The sequence below is a fragment of the Micromonospora sp. NPDC003944 genome (assembly GCF_053605225.1).
Map to the genome: position 1 here is coordinate 1 of NZ_JBSGIV010000086.1, position 22,376 is coordinate 22,376.

A 22,376-nucleotide genomic window follows, 5' to 3' on the forward strand; every position below is an offset into this window, starting at 1 on the left:
GCCAGTCACAAGAACCGACCAGTCCGGGGTATAAATCATCATTGGCACTGGCTTTACAAGCACCCTGTTGAGTTCTCAAAGAACAACCACACACCGATCAAAGCACCACACTCAGCGGCACCCATCTCGGGGCTTTTCCGTACCGTGTCCCCGTCGCTCTCGCGCCGGGCACTTTTACTACGTTACCTCACCGTCTTGGCTGTGTCAAACCGTGTGTCCCGGTCTGTCATGCTTCGTACGGGTCAGCGCCGGCGCACTCACGCAGCAGCGAGCCGCTGCGTCAGGTCGTCGGATTCGGCAGACCGGCCGCTGCGGTTTCCCGCAGTCGCGCCCGGTGCCCTGCCGGTCGTGAACCTTACCCGGTCGGCTTCGCCGTACCAAATCCGCCTCGCGGCCGATCCGGCTAGCCCCGCCCGGACCGTGTCCGGCAGGAGCGAACCCCTGCTTGACCCGGTTGCCAGGTCGTTCCGGTGCTCTAGGACTTTCGTCCCGTTTGCCCCGTTCCGCGCTGGCAGAGAGAAAGTTACGCGTCTGCGGGTTTGATCGTCAAATCCACGGGTAGCGGCGCGCGTCACATTCGCGGGTCTGAACGATTTCCGCAGGTCAGGCCGCCGAGGCTGGAGGCAGCGCCGCCAGCGGTCCGCGCCACCACCTGCACTCGGTAACGGCGGCAGCACTCAAGGGGTCGGCCGTCGGCGAGCTGCGAGCCAGGCCCGGACGCCGAGGACGCCGGCGGTGGTGCCGATCGCCAGCGACGCGGCGATCAGCAGCGCGTGTACCCACAGGAAGCTCGTGGGTGCGCCGTCCGCAACCGTGCCGGATGCCCAGGACCCCGGGTCCTGCCAGATGGCCACCGCGAACCTCGGCCAGATCACCCAGGTCCAGACGCCGACTCCGACCAGGAAGAGACTCCACCCTCGCGACAGCACCATGGCAGCCGAGTATGCCAGCGCACCTGCTCAACGGGCCGTCGGCGCGGACGCGAAGCACTGCGACACCCCGGTCAGCCCACCAACTGTGTCGCACGATGGGGAGTCGCCTGCTGTTTCCGCCGTCAGCGGGATGGGCACTGCGAAGGGGGACAGCTGAGGACCGTCCCCTGGAGGTGCCCCATGCAACCCTCGATCTTCAACCCCTGGGCCTGGCGTGACCCGTCCGCCCTGGCCGGTGGATACACGCAGGCCACGCCGTCGGTCACTCCACCTGACGACCAGCAGGGTGGGCACGATGGCCCGGACGCCCCCGGCCCGGGCACACCTGTCGACCTCGTCGGCTATGAGGTGCAGGCGAGCGACGGACGGATCGGCACCATCGACGAGACGAGCGACGAGGCGGACGCCGGACACCTGGTGGTGGACACCGGCCCGTGGATCTTCGGCCAGAAGGTGTTGCTGCCGGTCGGCACGGTGGTCCGGGTGGATCACCAGGAACGCGTCGTGCACGTCGACCGGACCCGACAGCAGATCAAGGACGCGCCCCCGTTCGATCCGAGCTCGGCCGACCAGGAGTACCGGGAACGCGTCGGCAGCTACTACGCCGACAGCTACCTCTCCCCTCCCGGCGCCATGCCGCGGGTAATCTGAGGCCGTGGTCCGGACGGGTAACGGCACACCAGAGGCGGTCGACGTGGTCGACTGCTCGCGCCTCGGTGCCGTTTCCCCGACCCGGACCGGCTCCGGCGATGGCCGAGAGCAACTTCTGAACGTCCTCCGTGCCGGTGGTCTGCGGTTCCGCGCCGGCGCGCGATGGCGGACGGCTCGCTGAGCCGACCCGCTGACCGACAGGGCTGAACCAGCCCTGTCGGCGCGCGCCCACGCGTGACCCACCTTCGGATTACGAGAGGCACCACCATGTCCGTCGCACGAATGCTCACCGGCGACCGGCCCACCGGCCGCCTGCACCTCGGCCACTACGTCGGCAGCATCGCCAACCGGGTACGGCTGCACCGACGCTACGAGAGCTTCTTCATCATCGCCGACCTGCACATGCTCACCACTCGCAACCGCCGCGAGGACATCGACCAGGTCTCCGGCAACGCCCGTGAGATGGTGACCGACATCCTCGCCGCCGGAGTCGACCCGGACCGGGCCACGTTCTACCTCCAGTCGGCCATCCCCGAGGTCGGCGATCTCAACACGCTGCTCCAGAACCTGGTGACAGTTCCTCGGCTGGAACGGGTTCCCTCGCTCAAGGACATGGCCCGTGACGCCGGCAAGGAGGAGATGCCGTACGGGCTGCTTGGTTATCCGGTGCTCCAGGCAGCGGACATCCTCTGCGTCAAGGGCGAGGTGGTCCCGGTTGGCCGGGACAACGCCGCACACGTCGAGGTGACCAGGGAGATCGCCAGGCGGTTCAACCACCTGTACAGCCCGGTCTTCCCGGTGCCCGAGCTGATTCCGGCGGACACACCGAGCCTGGTGGGGACCGACGGCGCCGCCAAGATGAGCAAGAGCCGGGGCAACTCGATCGCGCTCTCCGACGACGCGGCGACGGTGCGTCGCAAGGTGCTCGGCATGTACACCGACCCGAACCGGGTGCGGGCCGACGTGCCGGGCACGGTCGAGGGGAACCCGGTCTTCGCGTACCACGAGGTCTTCAATCCGGACCGCGACGAGGTCGACGACCTGGCCGGACGCTACCGGGCCGGCCGGGTCGGTGACGTGGAGGTCAAGGAACGGCTGATCGTCGCGCTGGAGGGGTTCCTGGAACCGATCCGGCGACGTCGGGCGGAGATCGAAGCCGACCGGGGTCTGGTCGACCGGCTGATCGTGGAGGGTACGGAACGGACCCGCGAGGAGGTACGCCGAACCGTGGTCGAGGTACGCCGGGCGATGGGGCTGACCGGCGCGTACCAGCAGGTGCGACGGCGGGCCGAGCGGAGCCGGCGCCGGACGCAGACGGTGTGACGCCGGACGTCCGGTGCTCGGCGGGGGGACCGGGGGAAAGCGTCGGCCAGAACACCCGTCCCCGTGACGCACAATGCGGAGATGTGGGGGATTTCGAGCATTCGGCCGGTACCGGTTGCGGAGACGCACCGGACCACGATGTTCGAGATCTTCTTCGATCTGGTCTTCGTCTTCGCCCTCACCAGGGTCATCACGTTCATGGCTGGGTCACCGACCGCGCTGACCCTGGCCCAGGGGCTGCTCCTCCTCCTGCTGCTGCTCTACTCCTGGGGGCCGTACACCTGGGTGGGGAACCTCGTGCGCGCGGACGTCGGCCTGGTCCGCGCGGCCACCCTGGTCGCGATGGCGGCCATCTTCGTGGTCGCTCTGGTGTTGCCGGACGCGTGGACACAGGGCCCGGGGCTCGTCGACGCGCCGCTCGCACTCGCCGTTGCCTACATCGTCGGCCGGGCGGTCCAGCTCGTGATCCTGTTCTGGGTGAGTACGACGGACGAGCCGCTCCGTTCGACGCTGCGCTTCTTCACCGCGCCGGTGATACTGGCGTGGTTTCCGCTGATCGGCGGAGCGCTGCTCGGCGGCGCGGCCCAGACCGCGCTCTGGACTGCCGCACTGCTCGTGGACATCGGTGGTGCCCGGGTCGCGTCTGCCTTCCGGCCGTGGCAGGTGCGCAGCGTGGGCCACTTCACCGAGCGCTTCGGCCTGGTGCTCATCATCGCCCTGGGTGAGTCGTTGATTTCCGCTGGCGCGGGACCACGGACGATGGCACCTGTCAGTGCGGCGGTGGCCGCAGCGCTGCTCGGTCTCGCCAGCACGGTCTGTCTGTGGTGGCTCTACTTCGACCGGCTGGCGCCCGCCGCGCGGGAGGCCGTCAGCAACGTGCCGGGTGAGCGACGCGGCGACGTCGCCGGCGACGCGTACGGCCTCGGGCACTCGCCGTTGATCATCGGCGCCATCTATGTCGCGCTCGGCATCGAGGAGGTGATCGGTCGGCTCACCGAGGAGCACTCGCATCCGGATCCACTGGGTTGGGAGGCGGCCACCGCGCTCTACGGTGGTGCGGCCGTCTACCTGCTCAGCAGGTTGGTCTTCCGTCGACTGACCCTCTGGACGATCTATCCGGTGCAGGTAGTCGTCGCCGTGCTGCCGCTGGCCCTGCTGCCGGTCGGCAGTTCCCTGCCTCCGCTGGCGGCGCTCGCCCTGCTGACCGTCCTCCTGGTCGGGGTGACGTGGTTCGAGCGAAGGATTGATCGGCGCGACGAGCGGACCGGGACCGCGCAGCGACTCCTGCCGTGAACCACCGGCGGAGAATTCCGACTCGCCGTGTCGAGATCGCCGGGTTCTGATCGTCGTCATGCTGTACGGCGACACGCCGTACCGAGAGGAGCCGAGACGTGAAGTACATGCTGCTGTTCATGAGCCCCATGGTCGACGGGGAGGTCGTCGACAACGGGTGCAGCTTCGAGGACTGGATCCGCTACGACCGGGAGATGAAGGACGCCGGGGTCTGGGTCTCCGGGCACCCGTTGCAGGACCTGACCACCTGCACGACGGTGCAGGTCGGCCCCGGCGGGGAGCGCACGATCACCGACGGGCCGTTCGCCGAGACCCGCGAGTTGCTCGGCGGGTACGACGTCATCGACGTGCCGGACCTGGACGCCGCGCTGGAGTGGGCGGCCCGCAGTCCCGGGGCCATCGGCACCGGGTCGGTCCAGGTCCGCCCGATCGCCGAGATCGACATGAAGGTCTGACCGTGTCGGGTGCGGAGGGAGTCGTCGGGTCGTCGGTGGAGGCGGTGTTCCGGGAGGAACGCGGCCGACTGCTCGCCTCGCTCGTGCGCCGCTTCGGCGACCTCGACCTGGCCGAGGAGGTCACTTCCGAGGCCATCGAGGCGGCGCTGACGCACTGGCCGACCGACGGAGTTCCGAGCCGGCCGGGCGCGTGGCTGCTCACCACGGCCCGGCGTCGGGCGGTGGACCGGCTGCGTCGTGACCGGGTGCTGGCGACCCGGCTCGCCGTCCTGCAAGCGGAGGCTGAGCGGGCCGATCACGCCCTGCCCGCCGACGCGGACCGGGACCTGCCCGACGACCGGCTGGCGCTCTTCTTCACCTGTGCGCACCCGGCCCTGGCCGCGCCGGATCGCGGAGCACTCACCCTGCGGTTCCTGGCCGGTCTCACCACGGCCGAGGTGGCGCGGGCCTTCCTGGTGCCTCCCGCCACCATGGCCCAGCGACTGGTCCGGGCCAAACGGAAGATCCGCGACGCCCGCATCCCGTTCCGGGTGCCGGGCCCCGACGAGCTGCCCGGTCGGCTGCCCACCGTGCTCCAGGCGGTCTACTCGGTCTTCACCGAGGGGTACGCGGCCAGCTCCGGCCCGGACCTGCAACGGATCGACCTGGCCGAGGAGGCCATCCGGTTGGGCCGGATCCTGCGTCGGCTGCTGCCGGCCGAGCGGGAGGTCGCCGGGCTGCTCGGTCTGATGCTGCTGGTCCACGCCCGACGTGCCGCCCGTACCGCGCCGGACGGGGCCATGATCCTCCTCGACGACCAGGATCGAGGGCTCTGGGACCGTCAGATGATCGAGGAGGGGCGCGGCCTGGTGGTGACCGCGCTGACCGGCCGGGCGCCCGGTCCGTACGGGGTGCAGGCCGCCATCGCCGCGCTGCACGACGAGGCCGCCGACGTGGCCAGCACCGACTGGGCGCAGGTGGTGGCGCTCTACGACGTGCTGCTCCAGCTCGTACCCTCCCCGGTCGTCGCGCTCAACCGGGCCGCCGCGGTTGCCATGCGGGACGGGCCGGAGGCGGGGCTCGCGTTGCTCGACGAGTTGGCCGACGAGCCGCGCCTGCGTGGCCACCACCCCTATCAGGCGGCGCGGGCCGACCTGCTGCGCCGGCTCGGCCGCCACGACGAGGCCGCGGCCGCGTACCGCGACGCGCTGACGCTTGTCGGGACCGAACCGGAGCGCGCGTACCTGCTCGGCCAGCTGAAAGCCGTCACGGGCGAGTGAGCTGTACCCTTCCCGGGTGAGTCTGCCGCTGCCTCCCGGGCCGTTCGCCGCGTACCTGTTCGACTGCGACGGCACCATCGTCGACTCGATGCCGCTGCACTACCTGGCCTGGCAGCGGGCCCTTCAGGAGTGGGGCTGCGAGTTCCCGGAGGACCTCTTCTACGCCTGGGGTGGGCGGCCGACCGCCGACATCATCGTCGCCCTGAACGAGCAGCAGGGTCTGGCCATGCCGGTGGCGGCCGTCGTGGAGCGCCGGGAGGGGTACTACCAGGAGTTGCTGCCGCAGCTCGCCGCCGTGCCCGAGGTGCTGGCGCACATCCACGACGCCCACCGGCGGGTCCCGTTCGCCGTCGTCTCCGGCAGCACCCGCGCGTCGGTCACCGCCTCCCTGGACGCGCTCGGCCTGCTGGACCGGTTCGACGTGCTGGTCTGCGCCGACGACTACACCCGGGCCAAGCCTGACCCGGAAGCGTTCCTGCTCGCGGCGGAGCAGCTCGGCGTACCCCCGGAGTCCTGCCTGGTCTTCGAGGACACCGACCTGGGCATCCAGGCCGCGACGGCGGCCGGCATGGCTTCGGTACGCGTGCCGCAGCAGCGCACGTCCTGAGGTCTCAGGCCACCGTCAGCAGGAGCTTGCCGGCGTAGGACGTCTGTAGGCGCTCGTGCGCATCCCGCACCTTGCCCAGGGGGAACGTCTCCGCGACGTGCACCACGAACGGCCCCGCCTCGATGAGTTCGTTGAGGCGCTGCAACTGTCGAGAGCTCGATTCGCCGTCGTACGCGCGTACCGTGACGCCCTGCCGCTCCTGCGGCTCGGGCTGCACGCCATGGGCGAACGCGACCACGCCGCCCTCGGCGAGCGTCTCGGTGAGTCGGTCCAGCGTCGCGCCGCCGGCCATCGCCAGGATGCCGTTCACCCCACCCGGTGCCGCGTCGCGGATCCGGACCAGTACGTCGGTCATGTCGCCGTGGCCGTCGAGGGACACGTCGGCGCCGAGCCGGGTCACCAACGCGACGCCGTCCGCCCCGGACGCCACGGCGACCACGTTCAGCCCCTGCCGCTTCGCCAACTGCACGGCCAGGTGGCCCTGGCCGCCGCTCGCACCGAAGATCAGCAGCCAGGCGCCGGCGGACAGGCTGAGCGTGTCGAGCCCGGCCAGCGCGGTCAGCGCGTCGGTGGGCATGGCACCCGCGTGCTCGACGGGCACACCATCGGGCACCTTCGCCGCGTACTCGGACCGGACCGACGCGTACTCGGCGTAGAAGCCACCCTTGGGTCGCGTGCTCGCGGAGACGTAGACCAGGTCACCCACCCCCACGTTCGTCACCTTGTTGCCAGCCGCGACGACGGTCCCGGCACCGTCGGAGCCGGGCACGATCGGAAGCGCCGAGCCCTCCGGCACCAGCACGCCCTCGCGCTCGTACACGTCCCACACCCCGACACCGGCGCTCCAGACCTTGATCAGCACCTCGTCGTCGGCGACCTGCGGGATCGGCAGCTTCCGCAGGGTGATCACCTCCGGGCCGCCGAACTCGTCGAAGGCCGCTGCCTGCATCCGATCTGGCAGATCCCCGTCAACCATGTGGATTCCCTCTCCGCGCCGGCGTCACCGTCTCGCAGCATGCCGGCTGGGGCACAGGCGTGACCCGGGGCCGAGCGTCGTTCACCCACAAGGACGAACGCCCTGGCTGGGCGGACGCGCCGGGCGTGGCCGGGTGGCGATCAGGAGGTCTGCGGCTCCGGGCCACGCAGCGCCTGCTCCACGGCGTCGCGTACGCGGGCGTCCTCGCGCACCTTGCGCTGCGCCCGGCTGCGGCGCCGGTACAGGTACGCCCCGACGAGCACGGCGATCAGCACGACGAGCACCAGCACCAGCATCCAGGGCAGGGCCCAGCCGTGCGCGGTGACCTGCACCGGCTTGAGCGAGGTGGTGGAGCCCGAGGCGTCGGTGAGCAGGGGTGTCAGGGTCGCTGTCGCGGCCAGCGCGATGGTGGGAGCCACCCCGTGTACGGGCACCGTCACGTCCCAGCTCTCGCCCGGGAGCAGTTCCGGCGGCGCGGCGACGTCCCCGGCGCGTACCCGCAGCAGGCCGAACGGACCGGAGACCGTCACCGCCTGGTTACCGGACAGGGCCGCGTTTCCGACGTTGTGGACCTTGTAGGTGATGGTGGCGTCACCCTTGCTGAACGGGTTCGTCGGTCCGTCGTACGTCACGTGCAGGTTCTCGATCGCGAGGTTCGGCTTCAGCTCGCCGCCCACCCGCAGCTTGATCCGGATACCGAGGCGCCGGTCGACGTTGATCCCCTCGGCCTGGTCGGCCTGGGTCAGCGTGGTGAGGATGCCGCCGACGTAGTCACCGGGCGTGGCGTTCTCCGGGACGCTGACCCTGAAGGGAACCTGCGCGGTCTTGCCGGGCTGGACCACGACGCTACCGGCGTTCGCCTTCACCCAGGCGCCGATCGCGACCGACTTCTTGTCCTTGGTGAGCAGGTCGAGTTGGCCGGCGTCGGTGGTGAAGCCGTCCGCCGCGTACACGGCGAGGGTCAGCGGCGCCGGGCCGCGATTGGCGACGACCATGGCGTCCTCGACGGCACCGCCCGGGTTGACGTTGTAGCTGTAGCTGGACCGGGCTTCGCCGTAGCCGTTGGAGGCCGTCCGGACCGTCCAGGCGACGTTGCCGTCTGCGGCCAGGGCGGGACCGGCACCGACACCGACGGCCGCGACGACGGCGAGCAGGGAGAGTGCGGTCGTACGGAGGCGTGTCTTCCAGCGCGTTACGGACGGGTACATGTCGGTTCCTTGGGGTGATCTTGGGAGGAGTGCACATGGGTGGCGGGGTAGGCCCCGAAGGTGCCTACCCCGCCCGCATGGAACTGTTCGGTCAGCTGCTCAGCGCAGTGATCGTGAGGGTGGTGCGGTAGCTGCCCTTCGCGATGCTGTCCGGGATCTTCAGGTCCAGGTCAGCGCCGAGCTTGGCGCCGCCACGCGGGTGACCCTGCGCGGCCGCGGCGAGCCCGCTGGAGACCGAGAGGCCCTTGCCCTGGTCGTCGTAGGACGACAGGACCGGGGCACCGGCCTCGGCGCCCGCGCCGGCGTCGAGCACGTACGGGTTCCAGCCGAGGTAGGAGCCGGAGAACGTCTTGTCGGCGTCGGAGAAGTCGCCGACGTTCGCCGAGATCGACCACGGGGCGAGCGAGCGGCGGCTGTCCGACACGAGAATCGGGTTGATCTTGCCGTTGGCCTGGAAGTAGGTGCCGTCGCGCTCCTGCGCGGTACCCAGGTCGACAAGACCGTTGTAGCCGTCGATCGTCCAGCCGAACTCGCCCGGAGCCGGGTTCGGCACGTTGACCTGGATGGCCTGGCCGTCACCGTGGAACGGGTGCACGGTCACGTTGTCGACGATCGAGCCGACCGGCTGACCCTCGGGGGTGTTGACGCAGGAGGAGCCGTTCTCGACGGACGCGTTCGGCGCCGCGCAGGTGCCGCTGCGCACGTTCGCCAGGACCAGCTTGTCGCCGCGCACCTGCACCTTGACGTAGCTGCGCACGTGCTCCTGGTTCTGCACCGAGTTGTACCAGTACTTGTTCGGGTCCAGCGGGTCCGGGCCGTTGCCCTTGATGCCGGTGCCGGTGGCGTCCGGCTTCTTGATGTCGTAGTACTTCGAGCCGGAGGCCGAGTTGGCGGTCACGTAGATGACGCCACCCGGCCCGGGGAACACGTCGGCGGCACCCGGCTTCTCGGCGGGGTTCTCCTTCTGGCCGTTCTTGATGGAGTAGCTGCGCGAGTAGCTGTGGTCGTGGCCCTGCAGCACCATGTCGATGCCGAGGTTCGAGAAGGCCGTGGTGAAGTCTTCCCGACGCTGCTTGTTGTCGGCGTCGGTCGCGTGGCTGGCCGGCGAGTAGATGGAGTGGTGGTAGACAAGCACCTTCCACTTGGCCTCGGAGCCGTGCTTGTTCACCACGTCGGTGATGTACGCGACGTGCGCGGCGTCGCCGGCGTTGCTGCCGTCGGTCGGCAGCTTGTAGCTGTTGCTGTTGATGTCGATGAACAGCACGTCCTTGTAGACGAACCAGTAGTCGCCACCGGACTTGGTGCCCGCCGGGTTCCCGTTGTCGTAGTACGGGGCCGTGCGGTCGGTGTTCGGGGTGAAGTGGTGCTGCTCGTAGGACTTGCCGCCGACGTCGTGGTTGCCGATGGTGGCGACCACGGGGTACTGCCGCAGCTGGTCGGGAGCCATGAACGAGGTCCACTGACCCTCGTCGTTCGCGGACTCGACGTGGTCGCCGCCGGAGACCAGCAGCTCCGCGTTCGGGTTGGCCGCGGTGGCGACCTTCAGGGTGTCCTCCCAGCCGGCCTGGTCCTTGAGCCGGTCACCGGAGGAGCCGATCTGGGGGTCGCCGAAGAACAGGAAGTCGTAGTCGCCCTCGAAGTCCTGCGTCTTGAAGGCGTACGTCGGGGACCAGCTGCCCTCGGCGCCGACCCGGTACGAGTACGCCGTCTTCTCGCGCAGGTTGCTGATCGTGGCGTGCCGGTTGAACCCGGTGGTGGAGGTGTTCGCCGCACCGACGGCGTCGAAGCTGATCGCGCTGGCCGGGAACTCGCCGTTGACGATCTCGGCGGTCGGGGCGAGCTGGATCTTCTGGGCGGTGTCGGCCGAGGAGTACCAGGTCACGATGCGCTGGGTCTCGTTGGCGCCGACGCCGAGGATCACGCTGCTGATCGTGGTGGACTCGGCCGCGCTCGCGGTGGCCATCAGGCCACTACCGAGGGCCGCGCCCATTCCCAGGAAGCCGGCTGCGACCCCGGCGACCAGGCGCCGCCGCACGAGCGCGGAGGCCCGTGTCGAGGTGCTCAATGTCATCGACATTGTTCCCTTTTCAAATAGAGAAATGGATGTGCCTTCACCCGACGCTGGGGAAGCGATTCCACGGTTTCGCCGCCCGATGAACCAACCATGAACGTGATCTTGCGAAAGACTGCACTTCACGAACTACTTAGCCTTACTCATGATCCAGAAACGCGCTGCACGAACCAGATCAACCCCATAATGGACACGGCTGCGGATACGACCCCGGTCACCCAGAGACCCGCTTTCGGCGCACGACGGCGCAGCACGAACAACAGCGGGAAGACGACAGCGATAATCGTCAACTGAACGACCTCGATGCCGACGTTGAACACCAGCAGCGACCACAGCAGGGTCCACGACCACGCCTCGTCGATGCCCAGCGCGCCAGCGAAACCGAGGCCGTGCACGAGGCCGAAGCAGAACACCACACCGAGCCGGATCCAGCCGGCGCGATCCAGGCTGAGGTGCCCGTGCCCGGCCGTGTCCAGGTCGACCGCGTGCTCACCGCGCCGCCAGATCCCCCACAGGTGCCAGCCGGCCACAACGGCGATCGACAGCGCGATGACCGGCTCCACGACCGCCCCCGGCACCTCGACCAGGCCGAGCGCGGCGAGCATGAACGTCACCGAGTGCGCCAAGGTGAAGCTGGTGGCCGCGAGCACGATCTCCCGGAGCCGCCGCGACCCCGCAATGAGGGCCAGCAGGAACAGGATGTGGTCGATCCCGGTCAGCAGATGCTCGGCACCCAGCAGGAAGAACTCGCCGAACCGCTGGTACCAGGCCTGCCCGGTCGAGAAGGACGGGTTCGCCGCGTCGAGCGCCGCGCTGCCCGAACGGCCGTCGATCTCGTACGTGACGATCGTCTTCGTGCCCTTTACGTACCCCTCGCCGTCCGGGAACAGACCGCTGCGCACCACGTGCTCGTCCACCCGCTCGGGGCAGGTCCAGTCGAGCAGCAGGTCCGCGTACGGCACCCCCTCCCGCTCGCCGATCGTCGCGTCACCCACCTGGGTCGGGAGGCAGGCCGCACCTCGGGACGCCACCGAGAACCGGTCGGAGACGTACCTCAGGACCGCGGTCACGTGCCTCTTCAGGGCGGCGGCCTGGGCGGCGGTGTCGCCCGCCTCGAACGCGGCGGTTCCCGCCTGGAAGAGCGGGTCGTCGTCACCGGCATCCGCGGCGGACACGACGAGGAGGTCGTATTCGAGTTCCACGTCGGTTCGAATGTGACCCTCGTCTCCCGATGCAATTTTCGTGTACACAGTCGACGAGAAGCCGTGCGCGGACGCCGGTTGGGCACCCAGAAAGGGAACCACCGCTGCGGCGAAACCGACAGCGGCGACGATAACGGTACGGCGGATGCGGCCTAACATTCGACTCCCTCGGTTGGCCAGTGCACGTTGCATGTCGTGGGTGAACACCAACCCGCGCACCGACGAACCGCTGGAGAACAAAAACCCGGAGCGACCGCCCACCGATTACCGGCGACCGAAACTGAGATAGGAATACGAGGAAGTACGCGCACTTTCCGCCACCACCCGGAGGACGATCACCTTGCGCCCCCCGCTTCGGGCCGTCGCCATGCTGGCCGCGACCGCCGCGCTGGTCACCGCCTGCAACTCCAGCGCCGACTGGTCCCAGCCGCGCCCGACACCCAGCGCCATCGGCACTCTCGGCCCGGGGTTCGTCGATCCGTCCACGAAGCCGGCACCGGAGGCGACGATCACCCCGCAGCCCGGCTCGTGGGCCGGCGTCCACCCGCCCAAGGACTACCGGGCCGTCCTGCTGACCGCCGGCGGTGACGCGCCCACCAAGGCCCTCGTGACGGCGGTCGAGGAATGGGCGGACGACGAGCACGTCGATCTCCGGACGATCGTCGTCGGCAACGCGCACGACGCCGTTCCCAGCATCGTCAAGGCCATGGAGATGGGTCCGGATCTCATCGTCAGCGCGGGCAACGACCTCATTGACCCCCTCGCGCTTGTCACCCCGAGCCACCTGGATGAGAAGTTCCTGGTGGTGGGCGCGGAGCTGGCCGAGCCCACCCACAACGTCACGGCCGTCGACTGGGACGGCGCGTCGTTCCGAGGCGAAGGGCTCGGGGCGTCCTCGACGTACGACCCGAACTCGTTCACCGCCGACCGTTGCGCGGCCGCCATCCGGGCGGGAGTGGCAGCCGTCCTCAACGACCTCACCGGGATCGTGGTCTGGCTCTGACACCGGAGGGCCCTCACGCGGGTAGCCCGGTCGCGCATCCGTTCGGCTGATCTTCGGGCCGGAAAGGCGAGCTGCCGTGGATCGGTCCGGCGTGCGATCCTCTACCGATTGATCATGATCGGGACCGGTAGTGGAGGCAGGGTTTGGGTACCGCTTCGCGCATTCACCGACGGATGGTGTCGCTTGGCATCGCCGTGACGCTCGTCTGCGGCGCGGCAGTGGGGCTCACCTCCGCCACCGCCATCGCGGCGGCGAGCGCACCGACAGATCTCACGACCGCCGGTACTCCCTGCGCCAGCGCCGCCCCAGGGCCGTATCTCAGCCCGATGCGCCTCAACATGGCCGGGGCCGTCTCGCTACAGGGCACCCACAGCGGTACGCCACGGAGCGGACGGCAGGCCGACTTCCAGGTGTGGGACGTCACCGACCCGGCACGACCGCAGCAGTGGCTCCGCGAGATGGGCGAGGGGGGCACCATCGTCTACGTCCAACTCGAGGACGAGTCGCAGCAGCTCGACGGCGTCACGTACGCCTGGCGGGTGCGTGTCCTCGACGGCGCGGACGCCTCGCCGTGGAGCAACACGTGCTACTTCACCGTCGACCGCAGCGGAGGCCCGGCACCAACGGTCACTTCGACCGACTACCCCAGCGGTGGGGCCCGCAGTGGCGCGATCGGTGTCCCCGGCACGTTCACCCTGACCTCGGCCTCCGCCGACACCGTCAGCTACCTCTACAAGTTCCACTCGAGCGAACTGCCTGACGAGTACAAGGAATCCACTGTCGATGCTGACGGCCTCGGAGGGCCGGCGGTCGTCACGTTCACGCCCAAGGCTGCCACTTACCACTCACTGACGGTCCATGCCGTCGACCGCGCAGGAAACAGGTCCGAGTCGGCTTCTCACCCGTTCTACGTCAAGGAGACCCGACCGGAGGTCTTCTCCGCCGCATACCCGACGTACCTGCCGAACCAGGACTACAACGTCGGCGTACCCGGCGCGTTCGAGTTCCGGGCCACCGTCGCCGACACGGCGTCCTTCGTGTGGCGGATCGACGAGGGCGGGCCGTCCGGCACCGTGCCGGCGGATGGCAGCGGGAAGGCGACGGCGATGATCGCCCCGACCCGTGGCGGCCGGCAGACCCTGTACGTGCACAGCGTCACCCACGACGGCACCGCGCATGTCCCGCGCGCCTATACGTTCGCGGTGGACGACGCCCCGGTTCTCACCGGTGACACGCGTGGGCAGGTGACGATCGGTTCCTCGCTCACCATCCACCTCGCCCCGCGCGCGCCGCAGGTGGTGGAGTACCTGTACTGGCCGGAATACCCGCGCGGTGACCAGCGGCCGGTGGTGACGACCACGGTGCCAGCCCGGCCGGACGGCAGCGCCGACCTCGTCTGGACCGCCATCGAGACCCGCGTCGACGGCCTGTGGATCCAGAGCCGGAGCGCGGACGGCACCCTGTCCACCCCTCGCTGGCTGCCAATCTCGGTCGACGGTGCGGCACCGACCGTGACCCGCGCCGGCAGCACCGCGGCCGGCACCTCGTCCACCTTCACCGCGCGCAGCTCGATGGCCGACATCGTCGACTACGTGGCGACGCTCAACGACGACGACAGCACGAAACAGGTTCTCCGTCCGGCGGCCAACGGCAAGGTCACCTTCAGCTTCCGCACGATGGTGATCGGCCACAACTACGTGAGCGTCATCGCCCGTAACGCCGCCGGCGTGCAGACGGCGGAGGGCCATCAGGTCTGGACGACGACGGACGAGCCGCAGGTCAGTTCCGTCGAGTTCCCGGAGAACGGCAGCGGCCGACTGGCCACCGGCACCTTCACCTTCAGCTCGTACCTGCCCGACACCGTGGGCTACCAATACTCGATGAACAGCGGGCCGTACGTGAACGTCCCGGCCCGCGCCGACGGCACCGCACAGGTGACCTGGACGCCGACGGCCGAGGGCGCCCACCGTCTGAGGGTTCTCCGGCTCAGAGCCGACGGCATTTGGTCCCGGACGTTCAAGGACCACCGGTTCGCGGTCGCCAACGCTGTCACCACTGTCGCATCCGTCGCTCCGGGCACCGTGCCGGCCGGTGGCCTGAGGACGATCACCATCCACGGGACTTACCTGCACCAGGACGACAGGGTCGAGGTGAGCCCCTACCGCACGGTGCCGATCCGGGCCTGGGTGAAGACGGTCTCGGCGGACCGCAGGGCGCTCACCGTCGAGGTGGATCTCAGCCAGGCGGTGCTCGGTCCGGCCACCCTGACCCTGCACCCGTACGGGACGCTCAAGCCGCTGGTCCTGGCCAACGCGTTCACGATCGGCCCGCCCCCGCCCCCGCCGCTGCAGTCGGTCCGGCCACCCACAATCAGCGGCACGGTGGCGGTCCACGGCACCGTCACGGTGGACCCGGGCGAATGGACGCCAAGCGCGGAGCGCTACTCGTACCAGTGGTCGGCGAACGGCGTCGAGATCGGGAACGCGAACGGCTCGACCTTCACGATCCCTGCGGCACTGCTCGGGCAGCGGCTGACGGTCGCTGTCACGGCCAACCGGGACACTTACACCTCGACCACCGTCACCTCGGCCGCCGTCACGGTCGACAGGATGGTCTGGCTCCCGCGCCCGCCGACATTTAACCCGCGCCCTCCGAAACTCAACCCGAACGCGCAGTAGTCGAAACCGCGTCGTCCCCCCGACCGGAACGAACGTGACAGGGCCGGTCCCGCGCTCAGCGTGGGGCCGGCCCTTCGTCCTCGAACTCGTACGTGGTGGTCAGCCCCTCGGGCAGGTCGGGGACCAGGGCGTTGGTGCCGTCGACCACCTGGACGTAGCGCTTGCCCTGAAAGATCGAGTAACTGCCGTCCGGCACCTGGTCGATCCGGAAGAGCTGCGTCGAGGCGGCCGCCGCACACGCCCGGCCACGTACGCTGCCCGGCGCGGCATCGTGCACGACGGTCATGCAGACCGCGCCGGCACCGGACGACAGGACGATCCGGTACCTGTCGCCCTCGGGGCGTAGCACCCACAGCGCCCGATCGTCGATTCCCTGTTCGGTGGTGGCCCGCACCTGGTCGCCGTCCCGGTCGACCGCCAACGTGGCCCCGCGCATGCCGGGCAGCGTGATCCGGACCTGCCGCTGACCGCCGAGGATCTCCTGCGGTCCCGCCGATGTGGTCGGGGACGGGACCACGGACGGCGCGACCTGGCTGGCCGGGCCGACATCCGGCGTCTCGCCGGTGTTCCGCACCTGCGACAGAGCGGTGCCGGCGGCGACGGCCACCACGGCCAGCCCCGCCGCGCCGACGACGGCCCGACGTCGACGCCGCCTGTCGCTGCGGTGCCGCAACGTCTGCGCCCCGGGCAGCGTGGTGACTCGCCGGACCTCGTCCACGATCGCCGTGAGGTCGTCGCGCGGATCAGCCATGGGAGGTCTCCTCCTGGTGCGCATCGGTAAGCAACCCGGCCATCGCTCTCCGACCACGGGCGAGGTACGTCTTCACCGTGCCGACGGGGGCCTGCATCTCGGCTGCCACCTCCGCGACGCTGAGGTCGTTGAGATGGTGCAGCACCACGGCCCGCCGCTCGTTGGCACTCAACCGTTGCAGCGCCTGCAACAGTGCGACGTGGTCCTCGTTCAGGCCGGGCACGCCCTGGTCGACAGCGGCCCGGCGGTGTGCGCGTACCCGGTTGAACGCCTTGCGCCAACTGCTCACCGCGATCCGGGAGGCCACCCGGCGCACCCACGCCTCGGGACTGTCCGCCTCCCGCACCGTCCGCCACCGCTGCCAGGCCCGCATGAACGCCTCGGCGACAGCGTCCTCGGCCTCGGCGCGGTTGCCGGTGAGCGCGTACACGTGACCCACGACCCGACCCGCGCAGGCCGTGTAGAGGGCGTCGAACTCTTCGGCATCACGCATCCGACCGGTGCCCTCCAACGCCTCGTCCCCTGGTCACCGCCGCATGGAACTCGCCCGGGTGGACCTGTCACGTCGGCGCGGGGTGACATTGTGGCCCGCGTCACACCAGAGTGATCAACCTAACGAGCGGTCCAGGCGTCATCGTGCCGACCCGGGAGACGCCCGCGGCGGAGAGGATGATGTGCGACGACGGCAACGACGCGCCCTGACAGCCGGCGTACTCACGACCGCGCTGGTCGCGGCGGGCCTGGCCGCCCAACCGGCGACCGCGCAGGAGAGGCCGGCGACCACAGTGCCCGGCACGTCCGGGACCTTCACTCTGATCACCGGGGACCGGGTGTCGCTCGACGCGGCGGGTCGCCCACAGATCCAGCGCGGGCCGGGTCGGGCCACCATGCGGTTCGTGAGCAGTCGGGAAGACGGTCACCAGTACGTCATCCCGGTCGACGCGATGCCGCTGGTGCGGGACGGGCGGCTCGACCGACGCCTGTTCGACCTCACCACGCTCGGCAGGTTCGGCTACGACGACCGGGCGGCCGAGTTGCCGCTGCTTGTCGCGTACCCCGAGAAGATGGCGACGCGGGCACGGGCCGCGACCACCGGGGGTGCCGGGCGGGTGCGGGCCGACCTTCCGGCCGCGCACGCGCTCGCGGTCCGCGCGGACCGGGACGACCGGGTGACGCTCTGGGCGTCGCTGACCCGCGGTACGCCGGCCGCGCGCACCCTCACCGAGGGGGTCACCCAGATCTGGCTGGACGGCAAGCGCGAGGTCTCCCTCGACCGCAGCGTGCCGCAGATCGGCGCCCCGGCGGCGTGGCAGGCCGGTTTCGACGGCACCGGCGTCACCGTCGGCGTGCTGGACACCGGGATCGACGCCGGCCACCCCGACTTCGCCGGGCACCTCACCGAGGTCCGGGACTTCACCGGCGGCAACGACAGCAGCGACGCGGTCGGCCACGGCACCCACGTGGCGTCGACGATCGTCGGCAGCGGCGCCGCCTCCGGCGGGAGGTATCGCGGGGTGGCGCCGGGGGCGAAGCTGCTCGTCGGCAAGGTCTGCGCCACCACCGAGTGCCAGGACTCGGACATCATCACCGGGATGCAGTGGCTCGCGCCGCAGACCCGGGTGGTCAACCTCAGCGTGGGTGGCGACGATGCGCCAGGTCTCGACCCGCTGGAGACGGCGGTCCAGGAGCTGAGCCGCAGGTACGGCACCCTCTTCGTGGTCGCGGCGGGCAACGAGGGGAAGCCGAAGTCGGTCTCCTCGCCGGCCTCCGCCGACGACGCGCTCGCCGTCGCCGCCGTGGACGCCGACGACAGGCGGGCGTACTTCTCCAGCCGGGGCCCGCGCGTCGGCGACAACCACATCAAGCCCGAGATCAGCGCGCCGGGCGTCGACATCGTGGCCGCCGCTCCCGGTGGTGACTACGCCACCATGTCGGGTACGTCGATGGCGACTCCGCACGTGGCCGGGACCGCCGCGATTCTCGCCGGGCAGCACCGGGACTGGACCGGCCCGCAGCTCAAGGCGGCGCTGATGGGCTCGGCCAAGCCGACCGGCGAGGACACCATCTACGAGCAGGGCGCCGGTCGGGTCGACATCGCCCGCGCGGTCGCCCAGCCGGTCGCCGCCGACGTCGCCGCCATCGACTTTCCGGTGCAGCGCTGGCCGCACGCCGACGACAGCCCGATCACCCAGGTCGTCGGCTACCGCAACACGGGCACCGCGCCGGTCACCCTGACGCTCGCCGTCGCTCCGGCCCCGGCCGGCATGCTCACCGTCAGCCCGACCACGCTCGTGGTGCCGGCCGGTGGCCGCGCCGAGGCGACGATCACGGTGGACACCCGGGTGGACGCCCCGGACGGCGTCTACCAGGGGGCGCTGACCGCGACCGGCGCCGGCGACCTGCGGGTACGGACACCCTTCGTGTTGAACCGGGAGATCGAGAGCTACGACGTACGGCTCAACCACACCGGGCGGGACGGCAAGCCGGCCACCGAGTACACGACGGTGGCGGCGAACCTGACCACCGGCGAGTTCAGCACCCTCGCCACGACACCTGGCGGTGGCGTGCTGCGGCTGCCCAGGGGGCGTTACGCGCTGTACAGCACGATCCACGAGGGGAACGCGTCGACCCTGCTCGCACAGCCGGTTCTGGACGTACGCGGCCCGGTCACCGAGGCGGTCGACGCCCGCACCGCCAAACCGGTCGCGGTGACGGTGCCGCAGCGTGACGCCGCGCCGACCTCGGTCAACGTGAGCGCCAACTGGGACGACGGCATGCGTTACCCGGGAGTCCAGCTCAGCGGCGTGTCCTTCGGCGACGTCTTCTTCGGCCGGCTCGGGCCCGCCGTCGCCGCACCCGAGTTCACCGCGACGCTTGGCGTCGGGCTCGCCCGGCCGGGCAAGGACCGCACCTTCCGCAACAGCCCCTACACCTACGACCTGGCGTACGTCGGCAAGGGCGACATGTTCACCGGCCTCACCCGGACGCTGTCACCGAAGAACCTCGCCACCGTCCGGACGACCTACCGGAGCCAGTCCACGACGACGACGGCCACCCGGTTCCACCGCGCGTCGGCGCCCGGCGGCGCGGGCCCGATCGGGTCGAACACCCCTGTCGACCTGCCGTTCACGGGCACCGAGTACTACAACACCGACGGCGGCATCGTCTGGACGTCCACGTTCGTCGAGGGGGACAACTCCACCACGCAGGACTCGACCTTCACGGCGGGCCGCTCGTACGCGCAGACCTGGAACAACGCACCCTTCGGGCCCACCGTGGCCCAGGCGCCGACGCTGTCGCCTCTGGGGTACGCGGGCCGCGACGGCGACACCATCTCGCTCGCCTCGCTGCCCCTGTTCGGCGACGCGAGCGGCCGCCCGGCGAGCCGCGACGACCAGCCGGTGCGGGTCAGGCTGCTGCGCGACGGCAAGGAGATCGGCACCTCGGACAGCCCGTGGGCCGAGTTCGCGGTGCCCCCTGGCAAGGCCACCTACCGTCTGGAGGCAACCACCACCCGGAGCACCCCGGACACCCTGTCGACGTCGGTCACGGTGGCCTGGACCTTCACCTCCGCGCACACCACGTCGCCGGAGCGGCTGCCCCTGACGACTGCTCGTCCGACGCCCGTGCTCGACCAGACCAACACGGCACGGGCGGGCCGGATCACGGCGATCCCGGTGACGCTGGACCGGCAGGCCGGCTCGAAGGCCGCGCCGAACCGGCAGCTCAACGTGTCCGCGTCGTTCGACGACGGCCGGACCTGGGCTGCGGTGCCGGTGCTCCGGGACGTCGCTGTCGTCAGCCATCCGAAGCGGGCCGGGTTCGTCTCGCTACGCCTGACGGCCACCGACACTGCCGGCAACACGGTCACGCAGACGATCCAGCGGGCCTATCGGATCGCCTGACGCACCACCCGATCCGGGGTGGCGGCTCCCGTGGCCGCCACCCCGGTTCCGGACCTCGATGGCGGTGGACCTACCGCTGTCGTACCCACCGATCGGGCGCGGTGACCGAGGACACGGTGCACCGACTCCGCTGAGAGGGTGGAATCAGAGGCGTGAGCAGAGCAGGCACCGGCGGGTGACGTCGTGAGGTCCACTCTTTCGACCCGCGATGCGGGTTCGTCCGGCCCGAGCACGACACCAGCGGCGAGCGAACCGATTCGGGTGGTGGCCGCCCATCGGCAGCGCTGGGCGGTGGAGAGGATGGCTGTCGCACCCGACGACCAGGTGCTGGAGATCGGCTGCGGTCGGGGAGCGGCGGTGTCCCTGGTCGCCGACCACCTCACGAGCGGCCGCATCGTCGCCATCGACCGCGCCGCGACGATGGTGCGGCTCGCGACCCAACGGAACCTGGGCCACATCGACGCCGGCAGGGCCGAGATCAGACGTGCCGGCTTCGAGTCGGCCGACCTTCCGACCGGCCACTTCACCAAGATCTTTGCGGTGAACGTCAGCCTCTTCTGGCTGGGCGACGCGGCGCAGCAGATCGCCCGGATGCGAAGCCTGCTAACGCCCGGAGGACGGCTCTACGTCTTCGGCGAACGACCCACCGCCGCGCACGCCACCGCGAACCTCACCGCGACCGAACTACTTCTCGAAACCCACGGTTTCGCCACGACCACGTCGAGCGCCACCCGTGGTCAGGGCCACGTGCTGACCTGCGTCACCGGCACGCCCGGCGCGGGCTCGAACATGCACCGGGCACAGTGAGCCGGGCGGGCTCGGCGTGACGCCGAGCCCGCCCGTTCCGGTCAGTCGAGCTTGATCACAGTGGGTCAGCGTTGCAGGGTCAGCAGACCCGGCCGGTACGGCAGCAGGCCGTAGTCACCGCCGGAGCTGGGAGAACGGCCCTGGTAGAGCAGTTGCAGGTTGCACGCGTTGACGGTCATGGTCTGGTCGGCGCTGGTGCGCAGCAGCTCACCGTGGCTGATGTCGTTGGTCCAGGTGGCGCCGCTGTTGGCCTTGCCCGCGAACGGGTTGCTCTCGGACGTGGCCTGCGGCGTCCACGAACCACCCAGGCTGGTGGCCGTGAACGAGCGGAAGTAGCGGCCCTGCGAACCGATCGCCTCGACGATCATGAGGTACTTGTTCAGGCCCTGCAGCTTGTAGACCTGCACGGCCTCGAACAGGTTGTTCGTGGTGTCACTCATGATGGTCGTGTAGTTCGAGCCGAAGCTGCCCGGGAAGTTCCCGATCGGCATGCTGGCCCGGTAGATCTTGCCGTTGTCACCGGCGAAGAACAGGTACATGTTCGTACCGTCACCGATGACCGCCTGGTCGATCGGGCCGGTGCCCGAGCCGGTGATGCTTCCGCTGAACAACGTCTGCGGCGACGACCAGCCGTTCGGGTTGGTCGGGTCGGACGAGGTCCGGTACGAGAACGCCGGCCCACCCCACTGGTAGGCGAGCACCCAGATGTTGCGCGGGGCGAAGTAGAACAACGACGGCGCGACGGTGCCGGAGTTCATCGCGTTCTGGCTGGCCGAGGCCATCTGCGAGTAGTTGGTGAAGAGGCTGAAGTTCATCGAACCCCAGCTGGACCCGAAGTCGTGGGTGGTGGCGTAGACCAACTGCTGGCCGTTGTACGGGGCGACGGTGAAGTCCTTCAACGACACCCAACCCGACCTCGGCTGCGCCAACGCACCCGTCGACGACCAGCGGTACGTCGAGGGAAGGTCGCAGGTGCCGCTCGGCGGCGGGGTCGTCGTCGGGGGCGTGGTGCCACCGTCGACGCGGACGAACTGCCACTGCTGGTTCGCGCCGTTCCAGTCGTCGTACTGCACAATGTTGCCGCCGTCGGCGGTCGAGGCGCCCTGCACCTCCATCACCTTGTTGCTGTTCCGGTTGATCAACCGGACGTAGCCGCTGTCCGAGTCGGCCAACCGGAACTGCTGGTTGGTGCCGTTGGTGTCGCTCCACTGCACGATGCTGCCGCCGTTGGCGGTCGAGAAGCCCGAGACGTCGA

General features: G+C 70.0%; 18 protein-coding genes. 10 read left to right on the top strand and 8 right to left on the bottom strand.

The window, feature by feature from the left end; genetic code table 11:
- Nucleotides 1-677: 677 nt before the first annotated feature.
- Nucleotides 678-932, bottom strand: coding sequence for an SCO4848 family membrane protein (locus ACWER9_RS28815; protein WP_452304797.1), 255 nt, complete (start codon nucleotides 930-932; stop codon nucleotides 678-680).
- Between the two features lie 180 nt (nucleotides 933-1,112).
- On the opposite strand from ACWER9_RS28815, the gene ACWER9_RS28820 reads away from it, so the two are divergent.
- The 6 genes from ACWER9_RS28820 (at nucleotide 1,113) to ACWER9_RS28845 (ending at nucleotide 6,520) form a co-directional block, all read left to right on the top strand.
- Nucleotides 1,113-1,583, top strand: coding sequence for a PRC-barrel domain-containing protein (locus tag ACWER9_RS28820; protein WP_452304798.1), 471 nt, complete (start codon nucleotides 1,113-1,115; stop codon nucleotides 1,581-1,583).
- Nucleotides 1,584-1,850: 267 nt separating this feature from the next.
- Nucleotides 1,851-2,906, top strand: a complete 1,056-nt coding sequence (trpS, locus tag ACWER9_RS28825; protein WP_452304799.1) for a tryptophan--tRNA ligase — start codon at nucleotides 1,851-1,853, stop codon at nucleotides 2,904-2,906.
- 138 nt (nucleotides 2,907-3,044) lie between these two features.
- Complete coding sequence (locus ACWER9_RS28830; RefSeq protein WP_452304800.1) at nucleotides 3,045-4,199, top strand: low temperature requirement protein A; 1,155 nt, start codon at nucleotides 3,045-3,047, stop codon at nucleotides 4,197-4,199.
- Between the two features lie 107 nt (nucleotides 4,200-4,306).
- Nucleotides 4,307-4,654 (top strand): YciI family protein, encoded by a 348-nt coding sequence (locus ACWER9_RS28835; RefSeq protein WP_452304814.1) that lies wholly within the window; start codon nucleotides 4,307-4,309, stop codon nucleotides 4,652-4,654.
- Nucleotides 4,655-4,656: 2 nt separating this feature from the next.
- On the top strand, nucleotides 4,657-5,913 hold the full coding sequence (locus ACWER9_RS28840; RefSeq protein WP_452304801.1) for an RNA polymerase sigma factor: 1,257 nt from the start codon (nucleotides 4,657-4,659) through the stop codon (nucleotides 5,911-5,913).
- 16 nt (nucleotides 5,914-5,929) lie between these two features.
- Complete coding sequence (locus tag ACWER9_RS28845) at nucleotides 5,930-6,520, top strand: HAD family hydrolase (protein ID WP_452304802.1); 591 nt, start codon at nucleotides 5,930-5,932, stop codon at nucleotides 6,518-6,520.
- 4 nt (nucleotides 6,521-6,524) lie between these two features.
- Here ACWER9_RS28845 and ACWER9_RS28850 read toward each other — a convergent pair whose 3' ends face one another.
- The 4 genes from ACWER9_RS28850 to ACWER9_RS28865 form a co-directional block, all read right to left on the bottom strand.
- Nucleotides 6,525-7,496, bottom strand: a complete 972-nt coding sequence (locus ACWER9_RS28850) for an NADP-dependent oxidoreductase (RefSeq protein ID WP_452304803.1) — start codon at nucleotides 7,494-7,496, stop codon at nucleotides 6,525-6,527.
- 140 nt (nucleotides 7,497-7,636) lie between these two features.
- Nucleotides 7,637-8,704, bottom strand: coding sequence for a WxL protein peptidoglycan domain-containing protein (locus ACWER9_RS28855; protein ID WP_452304804.1), 1,068 nt, complete (start codon nucleotides 8,702-8,704; stop codon nucleotides 7,637-7,639).
- Between the two features lie 91 nt (nucleotides 8,705-8,795).
- Nucleotides 8,796-10,775 carry a fibronectin type III domain-containing protein gene (locus ACWER9_RS28860; protein ID WP_452304805.1) on the bottom strand — a complete coding sequence of 660 codons (1,980 nt, stop codon included), beginning with the start codon at nucleotides 10,773-10,775 and terminating at the stop codon, nucleotides 8,796-8,798.
- Nucleotides 10,776-10,918: 143 nt separating this feature from the next.
- Nucleotides 10,919-11,977 (bottom strand): HupE/UreJ family protein, encoded by a 1,059-nt coding sequence (locus tag ACWER9_RS28865; protein ID WP_452304806.1) that lies wholly within the window; start codon nucleotides 11,975-11,977, stop codon nucleotides 10,919-10,921.
- Nucleotides 11,978-12,317: 340 nt separating this feature from the next.
- Between ACWER9_RS28865 and ACWER9_RS28870 the strand changes: the two genes are divergently transcribed.
- Both ACWER9_RS28870 and ACWER9_RS28875 read left to right on the top strand, forming a co-directional pair.
- A complete protein-coding gene (locus tag ACWER9_RS28870) occupies nucleotides 12,318-12,980 on the top strand; it encodes a hypothetical protein (protein ID WP_452304807.1) in 663 nt (220 codons plus the stop codon).
- 326 nt (nucleotides 12,981-13,306) lie between these two features.
- Nucleotides 13,307-15,658, top strand: coding sequence for a hypothetical protein (locus tag ACWER9_RS28875; protein WP_452304808.1), 2,352 nt, complete (start codon nucleotides 13,307-13,309; stop codon nucleotides 15,656-15,658).
- A gap of 55 nt (nucleotides 15,659-15,713) precedes the next feature.
- On the opposite strand, the gene ACWER9_RS28880 is transcribed toward ACWER9_RS28875, so the two are convergent.
- On the bottom strand, nucleotides 15,714-16,409 hold the full coding sequence (locus tag ACWER9_RS28880; protein ID WP_452304809.1) for a hypothetical protein: 696 nt from the start codon (nucleotides 16,407-16,409) through the stop codon (nucleotides 15,714-15,716).
- The gene (locus ACWER9_RS28885; protein ID WP_452304810.1) at nucleotides 16,402-16,902 is read right to left on the bottom strand and encodes a sigma-70 family RNA polymerase sigma factor; all 501 of its coding nucleotides are present in this window, start codon (nucleotides 16,900-16,902) and stop codon (nucleotides 16,402-16,404) included. Before ACWER9_RS28885 ends, ACWER9_RS28880 begins: the two co-directional genes overlap by 8 nt.
- 181 nt (nucleotides 16,903-17,083) lie before the next feature.
- Between ACWER9_RS28885 and ACWER9_RS28890 the strand changes: the two genes are divergently transcribed.
- Nucleotides 17,084-20,314, top strand: coding sequence for a S8 family peptidase (locus tag ACWER9_RS28890; protein WP_452304811.1), 3,231 nt, complete (start codon nucleotides 17,084-17,086; stop codon nucleotides 20,312-20,314).
- Nucleotides 20,315-20,614: 300 nt separating this feature from the next.
- Nucleotides 20,615-21,121: a class I SAM-dependent methyltransferase gene (locus tag ACWER9_RS28895; protein WP_452304812.1), complete on the top strand. Its 507-nt coding sequence runs from the start codon at nucleotides 20,615-20,617 to the stop codon at nucleotides 21,119-21,121.
- Nucleotides 21,122-21,186: 65 nt separating this feature from the next.
- Here ACWER9_RS28895 and ACWER9_RS28900 read toward each other — a convergent pair.
- Nucleotides 21,187-22,376, bottom strand: a 1,190-nt coding sequence (locus ACWER9_RS28900) for a non-reducing end alpha-L-arabinofuranosidase family hydrolase (protein ID WP_452304813.1), incomplete at its 5' end; no start/stop codon positions are given.

Bases quoted from the DNA above. Each gene is read 5' to 3' on its own strand.
- ACWER9_RS28815 (WP_452304797.1), bottom strand. From the start codon at position 932: ATGGTGCTGTCGCGAGGGTGGAGTCTCTTCCTGGTCGGAGTCGGCGTC.
- ACWER9_RS28820 (WP_452304798.1), top strand. From the start codon at position 1,113: ATGCAACCCTCGATCTTCAACCCCTGGGCCTGGCGTGACCCGTCCGCC.
- trpS (WP_452304799.1), top strand. From the start codon at position 1,851: ATGTCCGTCGCACGAATGCTCACCGGCGACCGGCCCACCGGCCGCCTG.
- ACWER9_RS28830 (WP_452304800.1), top strand. From the start codon at position 3,045: ATGTTCGAGATCTTCTTCGATCTGGTCTTCGTCTTCGCCCTCACCAGG.
- ACWER9_RS28835 (WP_452304814.1), top strand. From the start codon at position 4,307: ATGCTGCTGTTCATGAGCCCCATGGTCGACGGGGAGGTCGTCGACAAC.
- ACWER9_RS28850 (WP_452304803.1), bottom strand. From the start codon at position 7,496: ATGGTTGACGGGGATCTGCCAGATCGGATGCAGGCAGCGGCCTTCGAC.
- ACWER9_RS28855 (WP_452304804.1), bottom strand. From the start codon at position 8,704: ATGTACCCGTCCGTAACGCGCTGGAAGACACGCCTCCGTACGACCGCA.
- ACWER9_RS28860 (WP_452304805.1), bottom strand. From the start codon at position 10,775: ATGACATTGAGCACCTCGACACGGGCCTCCGCGCTCGTGCGGCGGCGC.
- ACWER9_RS28875 (WP_452304808.1), top strand. From the start codon at position 13,307: ATGCGCCTCAACATGGCCGGGGCCGTCTCGCTACAGGGCACCCACAGC.
- ACWER9_RS28880 (WP_452304809.1), bottom strand. From the start codon at position 16,409: ATGGCTGATCCGCGCGACGACCTCACGGCGATCGTGGACGAGGTCCGG.
- ACWER9_RS28885 (WP_452304810.1), bottom strand. From the start codon at position 16,902: ATGCGTGATGCCGAAGAGTTCGACGCCCTCTACACGGCCTGCGCGGGT.
- ACWER9_RS28895 (WP_452304812.1), top strand. From the start codon at position 20,615: ATGGCTGTCGCACCCGACGACCAGGTGCTGGAGATCGGCTGCGGTCGG.